Annotated in this window: 17 protein-coding genes and 1 pseudogene; 2 read left to right on the top strand and 16 right to left on the bottom strand. The window is 62.5% G+C overall.

Annotated elements, in window-relative coordinates; genetic code table 11:
- Positions 1-15 precede the first annotated feature (15 nt).
- From U5A08_RS18470 to U5A08_RS29950, 4 genes and pseudogenes are all read right to left on the bottom strand, one after another.
- A complete protein-coding gene (locus tag U5A08_RS18470; RefSeq protein ID WP_253397075.1) occupies positions 16-1,218 on the bottom strand; it encodes an ABC transporter substrate-binding protein in 1,203 nt (400 codons plus the stop codon).
- A gap of 226 nt (positions 1,219-1,444) precedes the next feature.
- Positions 1,445-2,212, bottom strand: a complete 768-nt coding sequence (locus U5A08_RS18465) for a FadR/GntR family transcriptional regulator (RefSeq protein WP_253397073.1) — start codon at positions 2,210-2,212, stop codon at positions 1,445-1,447.
- Between the two features lie 107 nt (positions 2,213-2,319).
- A complete protein-coding gene (locus tag U5A08_RS18460) occupies positions 2,320-3,939 on the bottom strand; it encodes an alpha/beta fold hydrolase (RefSeq protein WP_321847898.1) in 1,620 nt (539 codons plus the stop codon).
- A 136-nt stretch (positions 3,940-4,075) separates the two neighbouring features.
- Positions 4,076-4,181: pseudogene (locus U5A08_RS29950) on the bottom strand (hypothetical protein); the annotation flags it as partial.
- A gap of 138 nt (positions 4,182-4,319) precedes the next feature.
- Between U5A08_RS29950 and U5A08_RS18455 the strand changes: the two are divergent.
- Positions 4,320-5,657 (top strand): lysine N(6)-hydroxylase/L-ornithine N(5)-oxygenase family protein, encoded by a 1,338-nt coding sequence (locus tag U5A08_RS18455; RefSeq protein ID WP_321847896.1) that lies wholly within the window; start codon positions 4,320-4,322, stop codon positions 5,655-5,657.
- Positions 5,658-6,289: 632 nt separating this feature from the next.
- On the opposite strand, the gene U5A08_RS18450 is transcribed toward U5A08_RS18455, so the two are convergent.
- The 7 genes from U5A08_RS18450 to ctlX all read right to left on the bottom strand — a co-directional run bounded on the left by U5A08_RS18450 (position 6,290) and on the right by ctlX (position 12,242).
- Complete coding sequence (locus tag U5A08_RS18450; protein WP_253397057.1) at positions 6,290-6,787, bottom strand: Lrp/AsnC family transcriptional regulator; 498 nt, start codon at positions 6,785-6,787, stop codon at positions 6,290-6,292.
- 5 nt (positions 6,788-6,792) lie between these two features.
- Entirely contained in the window at positions 6,793-7,632 is an 840-nt protein-coding gene (locus tag U5A08_RS18445; RefSeq protein WP_247401951.1) for an ABC transporter ATP-binding protein, read from the bottom strand.
- A gap of 3 nt (positions 7,633-7,635) precedes the next feature.
- Positions 7,636-8,349: an ABC transporter permease gene (locus U5A08_RS18440; RefSeq protein ID WP_247401948.1), complete on the bottom strand. Its 714-nt coding sequence runs from the start codon at positions 8,347-8,349 to the stop codon at positions 7,636-7,638.
- Positions 8,346-9,047 (bottom strand): ABC transporter permease, encoded by a 702-nt coding sequence (locus tag U5A08_RS18435; protein WP_247401946.1) that lies wholly within the window; start codon positions 9,045-9,047, stop codon positions 8,346-8,348. Before U5A08_RS18435 ends, U5A08_RS18440 begins: the two co-directional genes overlap by 4 nt.
- Positions 9,048-9,216: 169 nt before the next feature.
- Positions 9,217-9,996: an ABC transporter substrate-binding protein gene (locus U5A08_RS18430; RefSeq protein ID WP_247401944.1), complete on the bottom strand. Its 780-nt coding sequence runs from the start codon at positions 9,994-9,996 to the stop codon at positions 9,217-9,219.
- Positions 9,997-10,252: 256 nt separating this feature from the next.
- Complete coding sequence (locus tag U5A08_RS18425) at positions 10,253-11,299, bottom strand: ornithine cyclodeaminase (RefSeq protein WP_321847887.1); 1,047 nt, start codon at positions 11,297-11,299, stop codon at positions 10,253-10,255.
- Between the two features lie 16 nt (positions 11,300-11,315).
- The gene (gene ctlX, locus U5A08_RS18420; protein WP_321847886.1) at positions 11,316-12,242 is read right to left on the bottom strand and encodes a citrulline utilization hydrolase CtlX; all 927 of its coding nucleotides are present in this window, start codon (positions 12,240-12,242) and stop codon (positions 11,316-11,318) included.
- A gap of 216 nt (positions 12,243-12,458) precedes the next feature.
- On the opposite strand from ctlX, the gene U5A08_RS18415 reads away from it, so the two are divergent.
- The gene (locus U5A08_RS18415) at positions 12,459-13,352 is read left to right on the top strand and encodes a GNAT family acetyltransferase (protein WP_253397037.1); all 894 of its coding nucleotides are present in this window, start codon (positions 12,459-12,461) and stop codon (positions 13,350-13,352) included.
- A 129-nt stretch (positions 13,353-13,481) separates the two neighbouring features.
- Here the strand turns inward: U5A08_RS18415 and U5A08_RS18410 are convergent, their stop codons facing one another.
- From U5A08_RS18410 to U5A08_RS18390, 5 genes are all read right to left on the bottom strand, one after another.
- Entirely contained in the window at positions 13,482-14,501 is a 1,020-nt protein-coding gene (locus U5A08_RS18410) for a branched-chain amino acid aminotransferase (RefSeq protein WP_321847884.1), read from the bottom strand.
- Positions 14,502-14,706: 205 nt separating this feature from the next.
- Complete coding sequence (lpdA, locus tag U5A08_RS18405; protein ID WP_321847882.1) at positions 14,707-16,086, bottom strand: dihydrolipoyl dehydrogenase; 1,380 nt, start codon at positions 16,084-16,086, stop codon at positions 14,707-14,709.
- Positions 16,087-16,090: 4 nt separating this feature from the next.
- Positions 16,091-17,359 (bottom strand): dihydrolipoamide acetyltransferase family protein, encoded by a 1,269-nt coding sequence (locus U5A08_RS18400; protein WP_253397025.1) that lies wholly within the window; start codon positions 17,357-17,359, stop codon positions 16,091-16,093.
- Positions 17,360-18,418 (bottom strand): alpha-ketoacid dehydrogenase subunit beta, encoded by a 1,059-nt coding sequence (locus tag U5A08_RS18395; protein ID WP_253397024.1) that lies wholly within the window; start codon positions 18,416-18,418, stop codon positions 17,360-17,362.
- Position 18,419: 1 nt separating this feature from the next.
- Positions 18,420-19,655 carry a 3-methyl-2-oxobutanoate dehydrogenase (2-methylpropanoyl-transferring) subunit alpha gene (locus U5A08_RS18390; protein WP_247402995.1) on the bottom strand — a complete coding sequence of 412 codons (1,236 nt, stop codon included), beginning with the start codon at positions 19,653-19,655 and terminating at the stop codon, positions 18,420-18,422.
- Between the last annotated feature and the right edge of the window lie 125 nt (positions 19,656-19,780).

The following is a 19,780-nucleotide window of genomic DNA, read 5'->3' as shown; positions in this document are numbered from 1 at the left end:
CAAATAATCAGGGGGTCAGCCGAGCGTGCAGCCCGTGGCCTCGACCGGCGGGAATGACTGGCCGGCGCTGAGCACCTTGGCCAGGTCGTCCTTGTCGGCCATGTCGGCGGCGGCTTTGCCGATCAGCAGGTAGTAATCCTTGATCACCTGATGGTCGCCGGCACGGATCGACTCCTTGCCGGTGGGGCCGTCGAAACTCAGGCCTTGCATGGCCTTGGCCACGGTCGGCCCATCGAAGCTGCCGGTGGCGATGATGGTGTCGAGCATGACCTTGGTGCTGATGTAGTCGGCAGCCAGCGGGTAGGTGGGATTGATGCCGTACTTGGCCTGGGTCAGCTTGACCAGTTCGCGGTTGAGCGGGCTGTCGACCTGGTGCCAGTACTGCGCGCCGAGGTACACGCCTTCGAGTATGTCGCTGCCCAGTTCCTGGAACTGGTCGAGGCCGGCGGACCACACCAGCAGCACTTTCATGCGCTCCTTGATCCCGAAGTTGACCGCCTGGCGCAGCGTGTTGGACGACTGGCTGCCGAAGTTGAGCAGCACCAGCACGTCGGGTTTGGTGGCGATGGCGTTGGTCAGGTAGCCGGAGAATTCCTGCTCCTGCAGCGAGTGGTAGCTGTTGCCGACGTGTTCCAGGCCGTGTTCCTTGAGCACGTTTTTGGCGCCTTCGAGCAAGGCTTCGCCGAACACGTATTGTGGGGTGATGGTGTACCAGCGCTTGGCGTCCGGCAGCCGCTTGATCAGCGGCACCAGGGTTTCGCGGATCGCGCCGTAGGTGGGCACCGACCAGCGGAAGGTCGCGCGGTTGCAGTCTTTGCCGGTGACTTCATCGGCGCCCACCGGGGTCATGAACACGCCGCCGGCCTTGTCGACTTCCTTGGCCACCGCCAGCGCCGATGATGACAAGGTGCAGCCCTGGAAGAACCGCGCGCCGTCCTGCGCAATCGCTTCCTGCACCTTGCGTACCGCCTTGCCCGCGTTGCCTTCGGTGTCGATGACCTTGTAGTTCAGCGGGCGCCCGAGAATCTCGGGGTGCTGCTCCACCGCCAGGCGCGAACCCATGTCGGCAAACTTGCCATAGCTGGCAAAGGCGCCAGACATGGACTTGAGGCCGTACAGGGTAAAGGGCTCGGCGGCGAATGCCGAACGCACGCTCAGCGGCAGGCTGAGGGCGGCGGCGGCGGTGAGGCTGGCTTTCAATAACGTACGACGCTGCATGGGGTGACTCCCTGGTTTAGTTATTGGCAGGAGTGGCAATGGCGATACGGTGGAGCAGGGCCTGTGGGCAGGCGCTTTTTTATTGGGGTAACGCAGTGTGCGGGGTGGAATGCAGTCAAATGTGGGAGGGCGCTTGCTCCCGATAGCGGTGTGTCAGTCGATATAACGGTGACTGTGCCGGCCTCATCGGGAGCAAGCTCCCTCCCACATTGGATCTGGGGTGTTCTTAAGAGTGATCGAACTCCAGTAGAAAGTGCGGGCTGACCTGGCCTTCGAGCGCGGTCATATGGTGTTCGGCGTCGCACATGTGTTCATGCATCAGGCTGCGCACCGCGTTTTCATCGCCTGCGCGAAAGGCGTTCAACAGTTGCTTGTGATAGTCGAGGTTGGCCGCGTCGAACTGCTTGCGCTTGGGCTTGTAGGCTTTTTTCAGCACCACCAGGTCGCGCAGCAGGTCGTTGAGAAACTGCGCCATAAAGCTCAGCAACGGGTTGGGGCAGGCCTTGGCCAGCAGGTTGTGGAACTCCAGTTCCGCCAGGCGTTGTTCGCGCTGGCCGGCCTCGCTGTCTTCCGGCGCACTGCAAAAATCCACGTTGGCCTGCAGGGCCAGGTAGTCGTCCTCGCTCAGGCGTCCGAGCACCGACACTGCCAGTTCCACTTCGATGACCTTGCGCAATTGGTACACCTGCTCGCCATCCAGATGCTGGAAGTGCAGGTAATTGCGCAGCGCGCGGCTGGCCGGTTCGGTGCCGGCCTGGTTCAGGTAGGCGCCGCCGCTGGGGCCGGTACGCGTGCTGACCAGGCCTTCGACTTCCAGGGCCTTGAGCGCTTCGCGGGCCGAGCCCTTGGAGCACTGGAAACTTTCCATCAGCTCGCGCTCGGTGGGCAGGCGATCGCCGGGTTTCAAGGCGTCGGTGACGATGGAGCGCTTGACCGACTCGACAATCACGTCGGACAGCTTCTGGCGTTTGCGTCGTAGCGGGCGAGTGAGCATGGGGTCTATTTATCGTATTAATACGGATAAATAGCACTTAATAACGATTGGGCCGTAGCGTCAACGCAGGGTGTCGTTTCTGGTATGGAAAGGTCGTAAACGGAGATTCATTGCACCGTGGCATCCGTACACACCGTCGAACGCGGCGGTTTGTTCCCATGCACCAGATAATCGCCCACCCACTGGTTCACACAGGCACTCACGCCGCTGAACGAAACCCCGTGGGCATAGGCGTTCTTCAGTTGTACGCGGCTCGCCGGGAACGTGCGCTCAAAAGCCCAGGCGGCGCCGGTGGACGGGGTGTGGTCGTCGAATTCGGCCTGGACCATCAGCAGGCTGTCGAGCCGGGCGAGTTCCTTGTGAGGCAAGCCCTTGCTGTGGTTTCGTGGCCAGGTGGTGCATTGGCGCGCCTCAAGGGCGCTGCCGGCGACCGGGTACTTGGTGAGCGATTCGGTTTCTTTTTGCTGCCAGAGGTCTTCGCTGGAGTAGGTCGAGTCGTTGCACAGGATCGCGGTTTTGACCGAGTCGGCGGCCGACATGCGCAACGGCCCAGGCTTCGGCACGTTGGCCTGCAAGGGTTCGCGCACGCGTTGCAGCAGCAGGCTGAACATCGATTTGGCACGCTCTTCGATGACCGGGTCGGGGCTGAAGCGATGCGCACGGGCACGCGCCTCGAGCGCCAGGTCGTCGCTGTCGGGGGTTTCCCGCAGCCAGCGACTGAGCAGGTGGGCGCTCATCAGGCCGGTGGGGTCGCTGTAGAAGCGGTTGCTGGAGCGCAGGGCCGTGCGCACGCTGGGCAGCAGTTCCATGAACACCCGGCGCACGGCGGCTGGCGTGTCGCCCAGTTGATACACGCCAGGGTCGAGGGCGGCGGGCTGGGCCACGAAGCGCTCGAAAATCTTCTCCTTTTCGCCGGCAACGATCAGGCTGGCGTGCTCGAAGGTTGAGGTCCAGTTGATGTTCGAGTCGAGCACCATGCGCCCCACGTTCGCCGGAAACAGGCCGCCGTACCAGGCGCCGAGCCAGGTGCCGTAGGCGTTGCCCAGGTAGTTGAACTGCAACTCGCCCAATTGTTTGCGCACAAATTCCAGGTCGCGGGCGGTCTGCTCGGTGGTGATGTACGGCGTCAGCGGGTGGCTGGCGCACGCTTGGGCGATCAACCGGGCATTCTGGCGCGCAGCGGCGAGGTTGGCCGCGCTACGGTCTTCGCTGACATCCCCTTGCGGCACGATCCGTCCCTCGGAGCGGCATTCCAGGCGTGACCCTGGCAGCCGGCCCAGGCCCCGCGGGGTGACTTCGATCACATCATAGGTATCGGCCAACTGGCGGTAGGTGTCGCCCCAGTCGGGTTGCCGGGCGTAATGCTTCCAGACGGTGGCCAGGTGTACGGCGAAGGCGCCGCCGGCGTCGAGCCCGGGGCCCCCTGGGTTGGCGAATAATGCCCCCTGGCGTGACAGCGGCAGTTTGGCGCCGACGCGGGTGATGTCGAAGCTGATGCGACCGCGTTCAGGCGCCGCATGGTCCAGGGGCGCAGTGACGATGCCGCATTGGGTGCGTTCGATGACCTCTGGGTCCAGATGTTCGAGCGCCGGTTGTGGGCAGTCCAGGAACCATTCGATGCCGAACGGTGAACGCGGCGCTTCAGCGTGAGCGCTGGCGGGCGCCAGGGCTGCAACCAGCACCAGGCAACGGTAGGTAATTGCGCTTGCAGCTGGAAGGGGGTTCATCAGCGATCCTGGCCAGTCGTGTGAGAAAAAGAAGCCACTGTTGTGGCTTCTGATTCGGGACGACTTTTTTACCAAGGACCGTGGGGGGAAAAATGTAGGAGGACAAAACGGTACGTGTACGAAATGCGACTTTCGTTTATCGGATGTCAGTCTCCCAGCCGCCGCCTAACGCTTTGTACAAGGCAATGCTGGCGTGACAGGCGCCGTTGCACATTCAGGTCCGGGGCGGCGTACAGGATGCGCGCGTGGAACGCGCCCTGAGCGTCGATCGGTTAAATTTTAATTCACGGTCCTCGTTTCCTATCAACACGTGGCCTGTTGTGCAGGTCGTGAAGGTATTCCCGCCCCACCGCCAAGGGGCTTATCCAGAGGACACTGGAATGACACAGGCAATTGCTTCGCCCGCGGTTCACGACCTGATCGGTATCGGTTTCGGCCCTTCGAACCTGGCGCTGGCCATCGCCCTGCAGGAGCGCGAAAAGGCCCAGGGCAAACTGGACGTGCTGTTTCTCGATAAACAGGCCGATTACCGTTGGCACGGCAATACCCTGGTGACCCAGAGCGAACTGCAGATTTCGTTCCTCAAGGACTTGGTGACCCTGCGCAACCCCACCAGCCCGTATTCCTTCGTCAACTACCTGAAAGCCCACAACCGCCTGGTCGATTTCATCAACCTCGGCACCTTCTATCCGTGCCGTATGGAGTTCAACGACTACCTGCGCTGGGTCGCGGGGCAGTTCCAGGCCCAGAGCCGCTACGGCGAGGAAGTGCTGGCCATCGAGCCGATCCTGCACCAGCAGCAGGTTGACGCACTGCGTGTGATTTCCCGCGATGCGCTGGGTGAACAGCATGTGCGCACCACCCGTTCGGTGGTGGTCAGCGCCGGCGGCACGCCGCGTGTGCCCGAGGTGTTCAAGGCGCTCAAGGATGACCCTCGCGTCTTCCACCATTCCCAATACCTGGCGCGCATGGCCCGGCAACCCTGCGTGCAGGGCAAGGCGATGCGCATCGCGGTGATCGGCGGCGGCCAGAGTGCGGCCGAAGCGTTCATCGATTTGAACGACAGCTTCCCGTCGGTACAGGTCGACATGATCCTCCGCGGTTCGGCGCTGAAGCCGGCGGATGACAGCCCGTTCGTCAACGAAGTGTTTTCGCCGGCCTTTACCGACCTGGTGTTCCAGCAGGTCAGCGCCGAGCGTGAGCGCCTGGTAGCCGAGTACCAGAACACCAACTATTCGGTGGTCGACCTGGACTTGATCGAGCGCATCTACGGCATCTTCTATCGTCAGAAAGTCTCCGGCACTGCGCGCCAGGCCTTCCGCACCCTGACCGTGGTCGAGCATGTCAGCGCCAGTCCGTTGGGCATCGAGTTGGCGCTGCGCAACAACGCCACGGGCGAAACCAGCGTCAGCCATTACGACGCGGTGATCCTGGCCACCGGCTACGAGCGCCAGACGCACCGCGAACTGCTGGCGCCGCTGGAGGCTTATATGAGCGACTTCGAAGTCAGCCGCGACTACCGCATCGTCACCGACGAGCGTTGCAAGGCTGGCATCTACATCCAGGGCTTCAGCCAGGCCAGCCATGGGTTGAGCGATACCTTGCTGTCGGTGCTGCCGATCCGGGCGGATGAGATTGCGGCGTCGTTGTATGCGCATGATCGCCACCGTGGGCAGGGGCGTTCGGTGCAGGATTTGCTGCTTGCTACGGCGAGCTGACGAACGGGTGTTCGGGCTGCACGCTTGTAGGGGCAAAGCAGGGTAAGAAAATATTAAGCGGGCACGGTTGAGAAAATGTGGGAGGGGGCTTGCCCCCGATAGCAATCTGTCAGCTACCAATTAGTTGGCTGATCCACCGCAATCGGGGGCAAGCCCCCTCCCACACTCTTGACCGCGCTCTGCTTTCAGGATCAGGTCGGCTATATGGCTGTGCCCAAGAGCAGAATGAGCCCTATCTGGTCCACGGAGATCCAAATGTGGGAGGGGGCTTGCCCCCGATAGCAATCTGTCAGCTACCAATTAGTTGACTGATCCACCGCAATCGGGGGCAAGCCCCCTCCCACACTCTTGACCGCGCTCGGCTTTCAGGATCAGGCCGGCTATATGGCTGTGCCCAAGAGCAGAATGAGCCCTATCTGGTCCACGGAGATCCAAATGTGGGAGGGGGCTTGCCCCCGATAGCAATCTGTCAGCTACCAATTAGTTGACTGATCCACCGCAATCGGGGGCAAGCCCCCTCCCACACTCTTGACCGCGCTCGGCTTTCAGGATCAGGTCGGCTATATGGCTGTGCCCAAGAGCAGAATGAGCCCTATCTGGTCCACATTTGATCTTCGGTGTTTGGGGGGCGGTCAGGCCAGTTCGGTGGCGGTGTTTTTGACTACCGCGAGCTCGGGGTGGGCTACCAATTTGTCGATGTGCAACTCGTCGTTATTCAACCAGGTTTCCGTCAGCACCCGGTAATGCTCCATGTCCCGGCAACGCATGCGCAGGCTGTAGTCGAACGGCCCGCTGATCAACTGGCATTCGAACACCTGCGGGCAGGCTTTGACGCAGGCTTCGAAAGCCTTTTGCGCCGAGCGCCCGCTCTGGTTGGACAAGGCCACCAGCACCAGCAGCGACAGCCCCGGTGAGACCATCTGCACGTCGATGATCGCCCCGTACCCACGGATTACCCCGCGTCGTTCGAGTTTGCGCACCCGCTCCAGGCAGGGCCTGGGGGTCAGATGCACCAGCGACGAGAGCTTTTCGTAGGTGATGCGCCCCTGATGCCGCAGCACGTCGATGATCGCCTCATCGATGCGATCCAGCGCAGGGGCGGAATGGGGTCCGTTGGCCTTGGTATCCATGGGTTTCACTTCAAACGGTTGGAAAGAAATTGCTGCAAGCGTTCACTGTTGGGATGGTCGAGGATCTCGGCGCCGCCTTGCTCTTCGACCCGGCCCTGGTGCAGGAACAGCACTTGGCTGGACACCTGGCGGGCAAAGCCCATTTCGTGGGTGACCATCAACATGGTACGACCTTCCTCAGCCAACGTCTGTATGACTTTGAGGACTTCTCCTACAAGCTCAGGGTCCAAGGCGGAGGTCGGTTCGTCGAACAGAATGATTTCCGGTTCCATCGCCAGGGCTCGGGCGATGGCGACGCGCTGCTGTTGGCCGCCGGACAGAAACGCTGGGTATTGATCCGCCACTCGGCCCGGCAAGCCCACCTTGTCCAGGTACATTCGCGCGCGTTTTTCCGCTTCGGCCGCGCTTACGCCCAACACCCGGCGCGGGGCCATGGTGATGTTTTCCAGCACGGTCATGTGGCTCCACAGGTTGAAATGCTGGAACACCATCGCCAGGCGTGTGCGCAGGTTCTGCAGTTGTGCCTGGTGCGGCGCGTGGGTGCCGGCGCGGCCCTGGCGCATTTCGATGCTGATGCCGTCCAGGGTGATGACGCCGGCGTCCGGCTGTTCGAGAAAGTTGATGCAGCGCAGCATCGTGCTTTTGCCCGAGCCGCTGGCGCCGATCAGGCTGATCACGTCGCCATTGCGTGCGTTGAGGGACACGCCTTTGAGCACTTCGTGTTCGCCGTAGCGTTTGTGGATGCCTTCGACCTGGAGTTTGATCGCGGCGGTGTCGGTAGCGGTCTTGGCAGCGAGTGGTGCATCAACCGGATAAGTGGCCAGGGCCTGCGCGGACTGATTCATGGGTTAGCCTCGGGTAGGAACAAGAAAACGCATCCAGCGACGTTCGGCCAGTCGAAACAGGCCCACCAGTGCAAAGGACAGCAGCATGTAGAGCAGCGCGGCGATACCGAAGGCCTGGAACGTCAGGAACGTCTCGGCATTTGCATCGCGGGCCACTTTGAGGATGTCGGCGACGGTGGCGGTAAACGCCAGCGACGTGGCGTGCAGCATCAGGATCATTTCATTGCTGTAGGCCGGCAGCGCACGGCGCAGCGCGGCGGGCACCAGCACAAACAGGTTCAGCCGCCAGCCGTGCAGGCCATAGGCGCGGGCCGCTTCGATTTCGCCATGGGGAATGTTGCGGATCGCCCCGGCGAAGATTTCCACGGTGTAGGCGCAGGTGTTGAGCACGAACGCCAGCAGCGTGCAGTTCAGCGCGTTGCGAAAGAACTGGTTGAGCAAGGCGTTGTCCTGCACCACCTCCAGGCTGTACAGCCCGGTGTAGCAAATCAACAGTTGGATATACAGCGGCGTGCCGCGAAACAGGTAGGTGTACACCTCCACCGGCCAGCGCAGCCAAAAGTGCTCCGAGACGCGCGCAAGCGCCAGGGGGATCGACAGGAAAAACCCGAACAGCACCGAGATGATGAACAACCACAGGGTCATCGCCACCCCGGACAAGCCCGCGCCATCGCTGAACAGGTAGGCCAGGCCGTATTGCTGGAACAGTTCGATCATCGCGCCATCCCCTTGATGCCGAGGTTGTAGCGCCGTTCGAGGCGCTTGAAGATGCGGTTGGAGAGGGTGGTGATCACCAGGTACACCAGGCCCGCGAGGATCAGGAAGTACAAGGGTTCGTTGGTGGTCTTGCCGGCGTTTTGCGCGGCTTTGACCAGGTCCGACAAGCCGATGATCGACACCAGCGCCGTCGACTTGAGCAACACCAGCCAGTTATTGCCCAGCCCCGGCAGGGCGAAGCGCATCAACTGCGGGAACAGCACCAGGCGAAAACGCTGCCAGCGGCTCAAGCCGTAAGCGGTCGCGGCTTCCAGTTGGCCGACCGGCACGCTGAGGATCGCGCCGCGAAAGTTTTCGGTGAAATAGGCGCCGTAGATAAACCCCAGGGTGATCACCCCGGCGGTAAACGGGTCGATTTCAAAGTAGTTCCAGCCGAAGGTTTCGGTCAGGTCGTTCAGCCACAGTTGCAGGCTGTAGAAAATCAGCAGGATCAGCACCAGGTCCGGCACGCTGCGAATCAGCGTGGTGTAGAGCGTGGCCGGCAGCCGCAGCCATTTGGCGCTGGAGAGCTTGGCGCCGGCGGCGATCAGGCCCAGGCCAAGGCTCAGGCCCAGCGCCAGGAACGCCAGCTTGACCGTCATCCAGGCGCCCTGGGCGAGCATGGGGCCGTAGCCCTGCAGGTTGAGGAATTCGTTCATGGGGGAGATCTCTAAAGGGCGCAGACATACCCCAGTGTGAGACGGCTTGTGTGGGAGGGTGCTTGCCCCCGATGAGGGCCTGCCAGTCGACACATGTACTGACTGACCCACCGCTATCGGGGGCAAGCCCCCTCCCACACAAGCCTTTTCACACAAGGGCGGTGTTGGCTTACTCGTTGTAGATGTCTTGATCGCCGAAGTATTTTTTCTGGATCTGGGCGTAGGTGCCATCGGCCTGTACGGCAGCGATGCCCTTGTTGATCAGCGCGCGCAGTTCCTGGTCGTTCTTGCGCAGGCCCATGGCGATGTCCAGGGGCAGCGTCGGGTCCTTGAAGGCCGGGCCGGTCTTGAAGTCGGCGCCTTCGGGCTTGGACAGGAAGTTGAGCTGGGCTTCGAGTTTGTCGGTCAGGGTGGCGTCGAGGCGGCCGTTTTGCAGGTCGGCGTAGTTCTGCTCCTGGGACTGGTAGGCCTTGATCTGGGCGCCCAGTTTGGCCAGGTGCGCGCGCGCATAGGCTTCCTGCAGCGAGCCTTGCAGCACGCCGACTTGCTTGCCTTTCAGGGAGTCCGGGGTTTCGCCGAAGTCGGCGCTTTTACGGGTGATGACCGAGGTGGGGCTGAGGAACAGCCGGTCGCTGAAGTCGATGACTTTCTCGCGAGCCGGGGTGATGGCCATGGACGACATGATCGCGTCGAACTTGCGCGCACGCAGGGCGGGGATCATGCCGTCGAATTCGTTATGCACCCAGGTGCATTTGACTTCGAGTTTGGCGCAGATCGCGTTGCCCAACTCGATATCGAAGCCTTGCAGGCTGCCATCGGCGGCCACGGATTCGAAGGGTGGGTACTCGGGGAATACGCCGAAGCGGATTTCTTTCCAGTCTTGGGCGTGGGCGGCGGTGGCGCACAGCGGCAACAGCAACGCAGCGAATAGTGAGCGGAGTGGCGTCATGTTGAGTCCCTATATTTTGTAATTGATGTCAGGGCAGTCAAAGGGGTGCAGCGTGCATTCATTTACTGACTCTTCGGTCGCGCTCAGAATGCTTCAAGGTGGTGCGTTTTTTGTGTCGTTTACCCCGTGCTCAAAGCGCGAATTGCGCTGTTAAAACAGACAATGCAGCGGAATCGGCTGTCGCACCCGCTGAATCGGCTTTTCACCCTCGAGATTCTGGCCTGCCCTTGGCGCAAAGCGGCAGGCCAGAGCGGTTTCAGGCGCGCTTTTTGTGCTGTACGCGTGGCGGTTGGGCCAGGCGTGCGAACAGGTCTTTCGGGTTGGCGAGGTCGGGTACCAGTTCCAGTTCGCTGCCGACGTCCAGCGCCTTGGCCACGTCCAGCACGTAGCGCAGGGCCGAGTAGTCTTCGATGGCAAAACCCACGGAGTCGAACAGGGTGACCTGGCGCGCATTCTCGCGGCCGGGCGCCTGGCCGTTGATCACTTGCCACAGTTCGGTGACCGGCGAATCGGCCGGCATGTGCTGGATTTCACCTTCGATGCGGCTTTGCGGTTCGTATTCGACGATCACCCGGGCGCGCTCGACGATGCGTCGGTCCAGTTCGGTCTTGCCTGGGCAATCGCCGCCCACGGCGTTGAGGTGCATGCCGGGTTCGATCATTTCGTCGGTGAGAATGGTCGCGTAGGCCTTGTCGGCGGTGACGGTGGTGACAATGTCCGCGCCTTTCACCGCCTCGGCCACACTGCCGGCCAGGATCACGTTGATTGCCGGGAACGCCTTGAGGTTGGCCGCCAGCTTGGCGGTGGCCTTGGCGTCGATGTCGAACAGGCGGATTTCATTGATGCCCAGCAGGGTGTGGAACGCCAGCGCCTGGAATTCGCTTTGCGAGCCGTTGCCGATCAGCGCCATGCTGCGGCTGTTGTCCCGGGCCAGGTAGCGTGCGACCAGGGCCGAGGTGGCGGCGGTGCGAATCGCGGTGGTCAGGGTCATTTCCGCCAGCAGCACCGGTTTGCCGGTATCCACATCGCCCAAGGCACCGAAGGCCATCACGGTGAGCATGCCGGCCTGGGTGTTTTTCGGGTGGCCGTTGACGTATTTGAAGGCGTACAGCGACGCGTCGGACACCGGCATCAGTTCGATCACGCCCTCCGGCGAGTGGTTGGCCAGGCGTGCGCATTTCTCGAAATCCTGCCAGCGCAGGTAGTCGGCGCGGATGTAGTCGGCCATCTCGGTGATGCAGGTTTGCAGGCCTTTTTGCGAGACCAGGTAGCTGAGGTCGTTGACGTCGATATAGCGGGTCATGGAGTGGCTCCTGTATTTATTGGACGGTGGCGCGGGCGGGCAGATGCACTTCCGCGAGCATGCAGCGGGCACTGCCGCCGCCGATGCGTTCGATGTGGTCGATGTTCACCACCACTGGCCGCGTGTGGCGTTCCACATGCTCGCGCTGGGCGGGTTGCAGGGCGTTCCAGGCGCTGGTGGACATCACCAGCAGCGGTTGGCCGTCGCGGTCGTGGACTTCGAGCATGTTGCCGGCGAAGGCTTCCAACTGGTCGAAGTCGAGGGCGAGGATGTCCTTGCCGGTGTCGCGCAGGGAGCGTTCCAGGGCCTGGCGCTCGTCGGCGTCCGGCAAGGCTTGCAGGCACACCACCGAGAGGTTGCGGCCGACGCTCATCATCACGTTGCTGTGGTAGATCGGCGCGTGGTGGCGGTCGACGGCGTGGAACACGCAGAGTTGGTAGTCGAGGCGTTCGGCGAACTGGCGCAGGGCGTCGTGGTGCGTGCGCCCGGAGTGGCAGGCGTAGCTGATCCGGTGCTGGCGGTCGAGCACCATGCTGCCGGTGCCTTCGAGAAAGATGTTCTGGTGTTCGAGATGGCTGAGGTCAATGGTGTCTTTGATTGCAAAGCGTTGTTCGAGGACTTGCAGCACGCCCTTGTTGCGCTCCAATCGTCGGTTCTGGCCTTCCATCGGGTACAGCACCAGGCTGCCGTCGGCATGGCTGCTCCACCAGTTGTTGGGGAAAATCGAGTCGGGGGTATGCGGCGCCGGGGTGTCCTGCACGACCAGGACTTCGACGCCATGCCGGCGCAGGGTATCGACATAGCCGTCGAACTCTTCCAGCGCTTTTTGCTGTGCGCTGAGCGGATCGAGGGGCTGGCGTTGGAAACGGTTGTTGATCGCGGTGTCCGGGTTGAAGGCAAAGCGCGCCGGGCGAATCATCAAGACGGTGTTGGTGGTTTGCATGGGGGCACGAATCCATGGGTTGAGCAGTGGGGCTATTTTGTGCGTTGTGGCGGGGGAATCCCGGCTGAAACCCAGGGGGGGCTCAGCCGGGAAAGCTGAAAAGTTGGGTAGGGCAGCCGAATCGGCTGTGCTGGCTGACGGACCGCTATCGCAGGCAAGCCAGCTCCCACATTAATATGGGGGTGGTTGTGGTATCCGAGTCAGGAAGGAGAGTGCATGTCTATCGCCGTTCGTATTGCCCAGGCCGCCGACGCAGATGGGATCAGTCAGGTCATCCTCGCCGCCTTGCACAGCAGCAATGCGCGCGATTACCCGGCCGAGGTGATCGTCCGGGTTGCGGGCAACTTTTCGCCCGCTGCGGTGCTGGAACTGCTTAGGCACCGGGTGGTGCTGGTGGCGGTTCAGGACGAGGTAATCGTTGCCACCGCTGCCCTTGACGGCAATGCAGTGCGCTCGGTGTTCGTCAACCCGGCGCTGCAAGGGCAGGGCATTGGTCGGCTGCTGATGATTGAAATCGAATTGCGCGCCCGCGAGGCCGGAGTGACGGTGTTGAGTGTGCCGTCCTCGCTGACGGCCGAGCCGTTCTACACCAAGTTGGGTTTTCACACCGTGCGTGATGTCTACCATGGCCATGAACGCACGCTGGTGATGGAAAAGGCACTGTCGTCGCGTCACCCCATCGGCGCCTATCGCGACCGTCTGCACCGGGCGCAGGTGGTTGCGTTGTGGCAGGAGGCTTTTGGGTATGACACCGCCCATAACCTGCCGACCCTGGCGATTGATAAGAAGCTGGCGGTCAATGACGGGCTGTTCTTCGTGGCGACGGATAAGAATGTCGTGATCGGTACTGTTCTGGCGGGGTACGACGGGCATCGTGGTTGGTTGTATTCGGTGGCGGTGCGCGCTGACTATCGCCGGCAAGGGCTGGGTGCGTCATTGGTGCGGCATGCGGAGCAGGCGTTGAGTGCCTTGGGGTGTATGAAGATCAACCTGCAGATCACCGGCGGCAATGACACGGTGGTGGGGTTCTACGAGGCGTTGGGGTATGGGGTGGAGCCGAGGATCAGTATGGGGAAGAAGATGGTGGAAAATATCCCGACTCAATCCTGAGAATGATCGCAGATCAAATGTGGGAGGGGGCTTGCCCCCGATGGCGGAGTGTCAGTCACCGGCAATATTGACTGAGCCACCGCTATCGGGGGCAAGCCCCCTCCTACAGGGGTTTGCAGTGTGGTTGGGTTAGACCTTGACGATCCAGCCTTCTGGCGCTTCGACGTCGCCGGATTGCACGCCGGTCAGCTCTTTGTAGAGCTTCTGGGTGATCGGGCCGACTTCGGTCTCGCTGTAGAACACGTGCAGTTTGCCCTTGTACTCGATGCCGCCGATCGGCGAGATCACGGCGGCAGTCCCGCAGGCGCCGGCTTCCTGGAAGATATCCAGTTGGTCGATGAACACTTCGCCCTCGATCACTTCCAGGCCCAGGCGGGTCTTGGCCAGTTCGATCAGCGACAGGCGGGTGATGCCTGGCAGCACCGAAGGCGACTTCGGTGTGATGAACTTCTTGTCACGGGTGATCCCGAAGAAGTTGGCCGAACCGACTTCCTCGATCTTCGAGTGCGTGGCCGGGTCCAGGTAGATGCTGTCGGCGAAGCCGGCTTTTTTTGCTTCCGAACCTGGCAGCAGGCTGGCGGCGTAGTTGCCACCGACCTTGGCGGCGCCGGTGCCGTGTGGTGCGGCGCGGTCGTAGCCGGAGATCTGGAAGTTGTGCGGCACCAGGCCGCCCTTGAAGTAGGCGCCGACCGGGATTGCGAACACCGAGAAGATAAACTCCGGCGCGGTGCGTACGCCGATGTTGTCACCGGTGCCGATCACGAACGGGCGCAGGTACAGCGCGCCGCCGCTGCCATACGGCGGGATGAACCGCTCGTTGGCGCGAACCACTTGCTTGCAGGCGTCGATGAAGGCTTCGGTCGGCACTTGCGGCATCAGCAGGCGGCCACAGCTGCGCTGCATGCGTGCGGCGTTCTGGTCCGGGCGGAACAGGTTGATCGAGCCGTCCTTGCAGCGGTAGGCCTTGAGGCCTTCAAAGCATTGCTGGCCGTAGTGCAGGGCGGTAGAGCCCTCGCTGATGTGCAGCACGTTGTCTTCGGTCAGGGTGCCCGCTTGCCACTCGCCGTTTTTCCAGGTCTGGATAAACCGCTTGTCGGTCTTGATGTAGTCAAAACCCAGCTTGTCCCAATTGATGCTTTCGTTACCCATGACACCCTCTATCTCTGGTCAAGTCGGTTTTTTTCTGAATGGGCGCAACAATACTGCATTCTTGCTTCATGTGGGAGCGGGCTTTTGTGGGAGGGGGCTTGCCCCCGATGAGGGCGCGCCAGTCGGCACATGCGTTGACTGGCCCACCGCTATCGGGGGCAAGCCCCCTCCCACAAAAGCCCGCTTCCACGGGGGGTTGCGTTTTTTACAGGTGGAGGGCGTGGCCCAGGGCTCGTAGGGCGGCTTCCTGGACGGCTTCGCCGAGGGTCGGGTGGGCGTGGATGGTGCCCGCCACGTCTTCCAGGCGTGCGCCCATTTCCAGGCTCAGCCCAAAGGCGGTGGACAACTCGGACACGCCGACGCCAACCGCCTGCCAGCCGACAATCAGATGATTGTCACGCCGCGCCACGACCCGCACGAAGCCGGTTTTCGACTCCAGGGTCATGGCCCGGCCATTGGCCGCGAATGGGAAGCTCGACACGATGCAGTCCAGGCCCGCCGCCTTGGCCTCGTCGGGCGTCTGGCCGACCACCACCAACTCCGGGTCGGTAAAGCATACGGCCGGGATCGCCGCCGGGTTGAATTCGCGGTGTTGACCGCTGATCAGTTCGGCGACCATTTCGCCCTGGGCCATGGCCCGGTGGGCGAGCATCGGCTCGCCGCTCAGGTCGCCGATGGCCCACACATTGCGCATGCTGGTCTGGCAGCGGTGGTCGATCTTGACCGCCGCGCCGCGCATGTCCAGGTTCAGCGCTTCGAGGTTCCAGCCCTGGGTGTTGGGGGTGCGACCCACGGCGACCAGCACCTGATCGGTGTCCAACGACACGGTGTCGCCCTTCGGGTCGCGCACTTGCAGGCGGTTGTGCTCAAAGCCGGTGACGCTGTGCTTGAGGTACAGCTTCACGCCCAATTGCTTGAGGGAATCAGCCACCGGCTGGGTCAGTTCGGCGTCATAGGCCGGCAGGATGCGTTCCTGCGCCTCGACCACGCTGACCTGGGCGCCGAGCTTGCGATAGGCAATTCCCAGTTCCAGGCCGATATAACCGCCACCCACCACAATCAGCCGCTTGGGCACGCGGGTCGGCGCCAGGGCTTCAGTGGACGAAATGATCGGCCCGCCAATCGGCAGCATCGGCAGGTTGACGCTTTTCGAACCGGTCGCCAGCAGCAGGTGTTCGCACTGGATGCGCTGGTCGCCGACGTCGACGGTCTTGCCGTCCACCACCTTGGCCCACCCGTGGATGACCTGCACCTTGTGTTTCTTCAGCAGCGCGGCAACCCCGGTCGTCAGGCGGTCGACGATGCCGTCTTTCCATTCCACGCTTTTGCGGATGTCCAGGGTCGGCACATCCACTTCTATCCCCAGGGGCGAACCCTGGCTGTGGTGGACGCTTTGCTGGAACTGTTCGGCCACATGGATCAAGGCCTTGGACGGGATGCAGCCGATATTCAGGCAGGTGCCGCCCAGTGCCTGGCCTTCCACCAGAACGGTCGGGATACCCAGTTGACCGGCGCGGATCGCGGCCACATAACCGCCAGGGCCGCCGCCGATAATCAGCAGGGTGGTGTGCAATGTCTGAGTCATGTCCTTACTCCAGGAACAGGCTGGCGGGTTGTTCGAGCAGGCCGCGAATGGCCTGGATGAATTGCGCCGCGTCCATGCCGTCGACCACGCGGTGATCGAACGAGCTGGAGAGGTTCATCATCTTGCGGATCACGATCTGGCCCTTGATCACCATCGGCCGCTCGACGATGCGGTTGACGCCGACGATGGCCACTTCCGGCAGGTTCAGCACCGGGGTGCTGACGATGCCGCCCAAGGCGCCGAGGCTGGTCAGGGTAATGGTCGACCCCGACAGTTCGTCGCGGCTGGCCTTGCCATTGCGCGCGGCGCTGGCCAGGCGCGTGATTTCCTCGGCATTGCCCCACAGGCTGCGGGCTTCGGCGTGGCGCACCACCGGCACCATCAGGCCCACATCGCTCTGGGTGGCGACGCCCACATGCACCGCGCCGAGGCGGGTGATGACCTGGGCTTCGTCGTCGTAACGCGCATTGATCTGTGGGAAATCGCGCAACGCCACGACCATGGCGCGCACGATGAACGGTAGCAGCGTCAGCTTGCCGCGTGTCGCACCGTGTTTTTCATTGAGGTGTACGCGCAGTTCGTCGAGGGCGGTGACGTCGATCTCTTCCACATAGCTGAAATGCGCGGCGCGCCGGGTGGCGTCCTGCATGCGCTGGGCGATCTTGCGGCGCATGCCGATCACCGGGATCTGTTCTTCGTCGTTGCGTTCGGCGTAGGGGTTGGCGGCCGTAGTTTTTTTCGCCGGACGCTGGAGCAAGTAAGCGTCCAAATCTTCGTGCAGAATCCGGCCCGCCGGACCGGAGCCCTGCACCAGGCGCAGTTGGATCCCCGCATCCAGCGCATGCTGGCGCACGGCGGGGGAGGCCAGCGGGCGTTCGTTGGCATCGCGGGCCACGGGAGCCTGGGGCGCGACGGACGGTTTGAGCGCCGGCTGGCTTTCCAGCATCGGGGCCGGCTTGCTGGCAGGCATCGGCGCAGGCGCCGCCTTGGCCGGTTCAGCCGCCACCGGCACGTCCTTGGTATTGCCCGCGCCTTCGACTTCGATGCTGATCAGCACACTGCCGACGGCCATGACTTCACCTGGCTCGCCGCCGAGGGCAATCACCTTGCCGTGGACCGGCGAGGGAATATCCACCATCGCCTTGTCGGTCATCACATCCGCCAGCACCTGGTCTTCGACGACCATGTCGCCAACCTTCACATGCCAGACCGACAGTTCAACTTCTGCGATGCCTTCGCCAATGTCCGGCATCTTGATAACGTGCGTGCCCATTCAGACCTCCATGACCCGTTTCAACGCCGCGCCCACACGGGACGGCCCTGGGAAATACGCCCATTCCTGCGCGTGCGGGTAGGGGGTGTCCCAACCGGTGACGCGTTCGATCGGCGCTTCCAGGTGGTGGAAGCAATGTTCCTGCACCAGCGCCACCAGTTCGGCGCCAAAGCCGCAGGTGCGGGTGGCTTCATGCACCACCACGCAACGGCCGGTCTTTTTCACCGACTTGACGATGGTTTCCAGGTCCAGCGGCCACAGGCTGCGCAGGTCGATGACCTCGGCGTCGATGCCGGTTTCTTCGGCGGCGACTTGCGACACGTACACGGTGGTGCCATAGGTCAGCACGGTGACGGCCGACCCCGGACGCACGATTGCGGCCACATCCAGCGGCACGGTGTAGTAACCGTCCGGCACTTGTGCCTGCGGGTGTTTCGACCACGGCGTTACGGGGCGGTCGTGGTGCCCGTCGAACGGGCCGTTGTACAGGCGCTTGGGCTCAAGGAAGATCACCGGGTCATCGTTTTCGATGGAGGCGATCAACAGGCCCTTGGCGTCATAGGGGTTGGACGGCATCACCGTGCGCAGGCCGCAGACCTGGGTGAACACCGCTTCGATACTCTGGCTGTGGGTCTGGCCGCCGTAGATGCCGCCGCCGCAAGGCATGCGCAGGGTCAACGGCGCGGTGAACTGGCCGGCCGAGCGATACCGCAGGCGCGCCGCTTCGGAGATGATCTGGTCGCTGGCCGGGTAGACGTAGTCGGCGAACTGGATTTCCGCCACCGGGCGCAGGCCGTAGGCGCCCATGCCCACCGCCACGCCGACGATGCCGCTTTCGGAGATCGGCGCGTCAAACACCCGCGAGCTGCCGAACTTGTTCTGCAGACCCTCGGTGCAACGGAATACGCCGCCGAAATAGCCGACGTCCTGGCCGAACACCACCACGTTGTCGTCACGCTCAAGCATCACGTCCATGGCCGAGCGCAGGGCCTGGATCATGGTCATGGTGGTGGTGGTCATGGCGGTTTCCAATTCGATGCTGTTGTTGTGATCGTTCATGTCAGACCCCCGACTCTTGACGCTGGCGCTTCAAGTGCTCCGGCATCTCTTTATAGACGTCTTCGAACATGGTCGCGGCGCTTGGAATCTGGCCGCCGGCGAGGGTGCCGTACTGTTCGGCTTCTTTCTGCGCCTTGACCACTTCGGCTTCCAGTTCGGCACTGACCGCCGCGTGTTCCTCTTCGGACCACTGGCCAGTCTTGATCAGGTGCTGCTTGAGGCGCGCAATCGGGTCGCCCAACGGGAAGTGGCTCCAGTCATCGGCGGGACGGTATTTGGAGGGATCATCCGAAGTGGAGTGCGGTCCGGCGCGGTAGGTGACCCACTCGATCAGGGTCGGGCCAAGGTTGCGCCGCGCGCGTTCGGCGGCCCAGGCGGAAGCGGCGTACACCGCGATGAAGTCGTTGCCGTCCACGCGCAGCGAGGCGATGCCGCAACCGACGCCGCGTCCGGCGAAGGTGGTGGCTTCACCGCCAGCGATGGCCTGGAAGGTGGAGATTGCCCACTGGTTGTTGACCACGTTGAGAATCACCGGCGCGCGATAGACGTGGGCGAAGGTGAGGGCGGTGTGGAAGTCCGATTCAGCAGTGGCGCCGTCGCCGATCCAGGCCGAGGCGATCTTGGTATCGCCCTTGATCGCCGAGGCCATGCCCCAGCCCACACCTTGTACGAATTGGGTAGCAAGGTTGCCGGAAATGGTGAAGAAACCGGCGTCTTTCACCGAATACATGATCGGCAACTGTCGGCCCTTGAGCGGATCGCGCTCGTTGGACAGCAGTTGGCAGATCAGGTCCACCAGCGGCACGTCGCGTGCCATCAGGATGCTTTGCTGGCGGTAGGTGGGGAAGCACATGTCGTCGATGTTCAAGGCCAGGGCCTGGGCGCTGCCGATAGCTTCTTCGCCGAGGCTCTGCATATAGAACGACATTTTCTTCTGACGCTGGGCGACCACCATGCGGTTATCGAAGATCCGCGTCTTGAGCATGGCACGCATGCCGCGACGCAGGATCTCGACAGGCACGCCTTCAGCCCAGGGACCGAGGGCCTGGCCCTGGTCGTCGAGCACGCGAATCAGGCCCTTGGCCAGGTCGGCGGTGTCGGCGGGTTCTACGTTGATAGGGGGTTTGCGCACCAGGCCCGCGTCCGTCAGGCGCAGGTAGGTAAAGTCAGTCTTGCAGCCTGGGCGGCCCGAGGGTTCGGGAACGTGCAGGCGCAGCGGTGCATACGGCTGGTTCATGGCTTTCTACGCTCGATCTTGTGAATTTCTTGTAGTGGGCGCGCTAGCTGACCGTCTTCCTCCGGATAGGAGAAATCTTGTCCTACAACAATCATAGGCGGGGCGTAGAAGAATATTTATCTGTG

It is taken from the genome of Pseudomonas paraveronii (genome assembly GCF_963681955.1).
Lineage (GTDB): Bacteria > Pseudomonadota > Gammaproteobacteria > Pseudomonadales > Pseudomonadaceae > Aquipseudomonas > Aquipseudomonas paraveronii.
The sequence above is the reverse complement of the archived record's forward strand: the minus strand, read 5'-3'. Positions and strand labels throughout refer to the sequence as shown.

What these genes read in the sequence shown, in the direction of transcription:
- U5A08_RS18415 (WP_253397037.1), top strand. Translation starts at nt 12,459, where the DNA reads ATGTCTATCGCCGTTCGTATTGCCCAGGCCGCCGACGCAGATGGGATC.
- U5A08_RS18445 (WP_247401951.1), bottom strand. Translation starts at nt 7,632, where the DNA reads ATGAATCAGTCCGCGCAGGCCCTGGCCACTTATCCGGTTGATGCACCA.
- U5A08_RS18465 (WP_253397073.1), bottom strand. Translation starts at nt 2,212, where the DNA reads ATGCTCACTCGCCCGCTACGACGCAAACGCCAGAAGCTGTCCGACGTG.
- U5A08_RS18430 (WP_247401944.1), bottom strand. Translation starts at nt 9,996, where the DNA reads ATGACGCCACTCCGCTCACTATTCGCTGCGTTGCTGTTGCCGCTGTGC.
- U5A08_RS18455 (WP_321847896.1), top strand. Translation starts at nt 4,320, where the DNA reads ATGACACAGGCAATTGCTTCGCCCGCGGTTCACGACCTGATCGGTATC.
- U5A08_RS18410 (WP_321847884.1), bottom strand. Translation starts at nt 14,501, where the DNA reads ATGGGTAACGAAAGCATCAATTGGGACAAGCTGGGTTTTGACTACATC.
- U5A08_RS18450 (WP_253397057.1), bottom strand. Translation starts at nt 6,787, where the DNA reads ATGGATACCAAGGCCAACGGACCCCATTCCGCCCCTGCGCTGGATCGC.
- lpdA (WP_321847882.1), bottom strand. Translation starts at nt 16,086, where the DNA reads ATGACTCAGACATTGCACACCACCCTGCTGATTATCGGCGGCGGCCCT.
- U5A08_RS18425 (WP_321847887.1), bottom strand. Translation starts at nt 11,299, where the DNA reads ATGACCCGCTATATCGACGTCAACGACCTCAGCTACCTGGTCTCGCAA.
- ctlX (WP_321847886.1), bottom strand. Translation starts at nt 12,242, where the DNA reads ATGCAAACCACCAACACCGTCTTGATGATTCGCCCGGCGCGCTTTGCC.
- U5A08_RS18440 (WP_247401948.1), bottom strand. Translation starts at nt 8,349, where the DNA reads ATGATCGAACTGTTCCAGCAATACGGCCTGGCCTACCTGTTCAGCGAT.
- U5A08_RS18390 (WP_247402995.1), bottom strand. Translation starts at nt 19,655, where the DNA reads ATGAACCAGCCGTATGCACCGCTGCGCCTGCACGTTCCCGAACCCTCG.
- U5A08_RS18460 (WP_321847898.1), bottom strand. Translation starts at nt 3,939, where the DNA reads ATGAACCCCCTTCCAGCTGCAAGCGCAATTACCTACCGTTGCCTGGTG.
- U5A08_RS18400 (WP_253397025.1), bottom strand. Translation starts at nt 17,359, where the DNA reads ATGGGCACGCACGTTATCAAGATGCCGGACATTGGCGAAGGCATCGCA.
- U5A08_RS18470 (WP_253397075.1), bottom strand. Translation starts at nt 1,218, where the DNA reads ATGCAGCGTCGTACGTTATTGAAAGCCAGCCTCACCGCCGCCGCCGCC.
- U5A08_RS18435 (WP_247401946.1), bottom strand. Translation starts at nt 9,047, where the DNA reads ATGAACGAATTCCTCAACCTGCAGGGCTACGGCCCCATGCTCGCCCAG.
- U5A08_RS18395 (WP_253397024.1), bottom strand. Translation starts at nt 18,418, where the DNA reads ATGAACGATCACAACAACAGCATCGAATTGGAAACCGCCATGACCACC.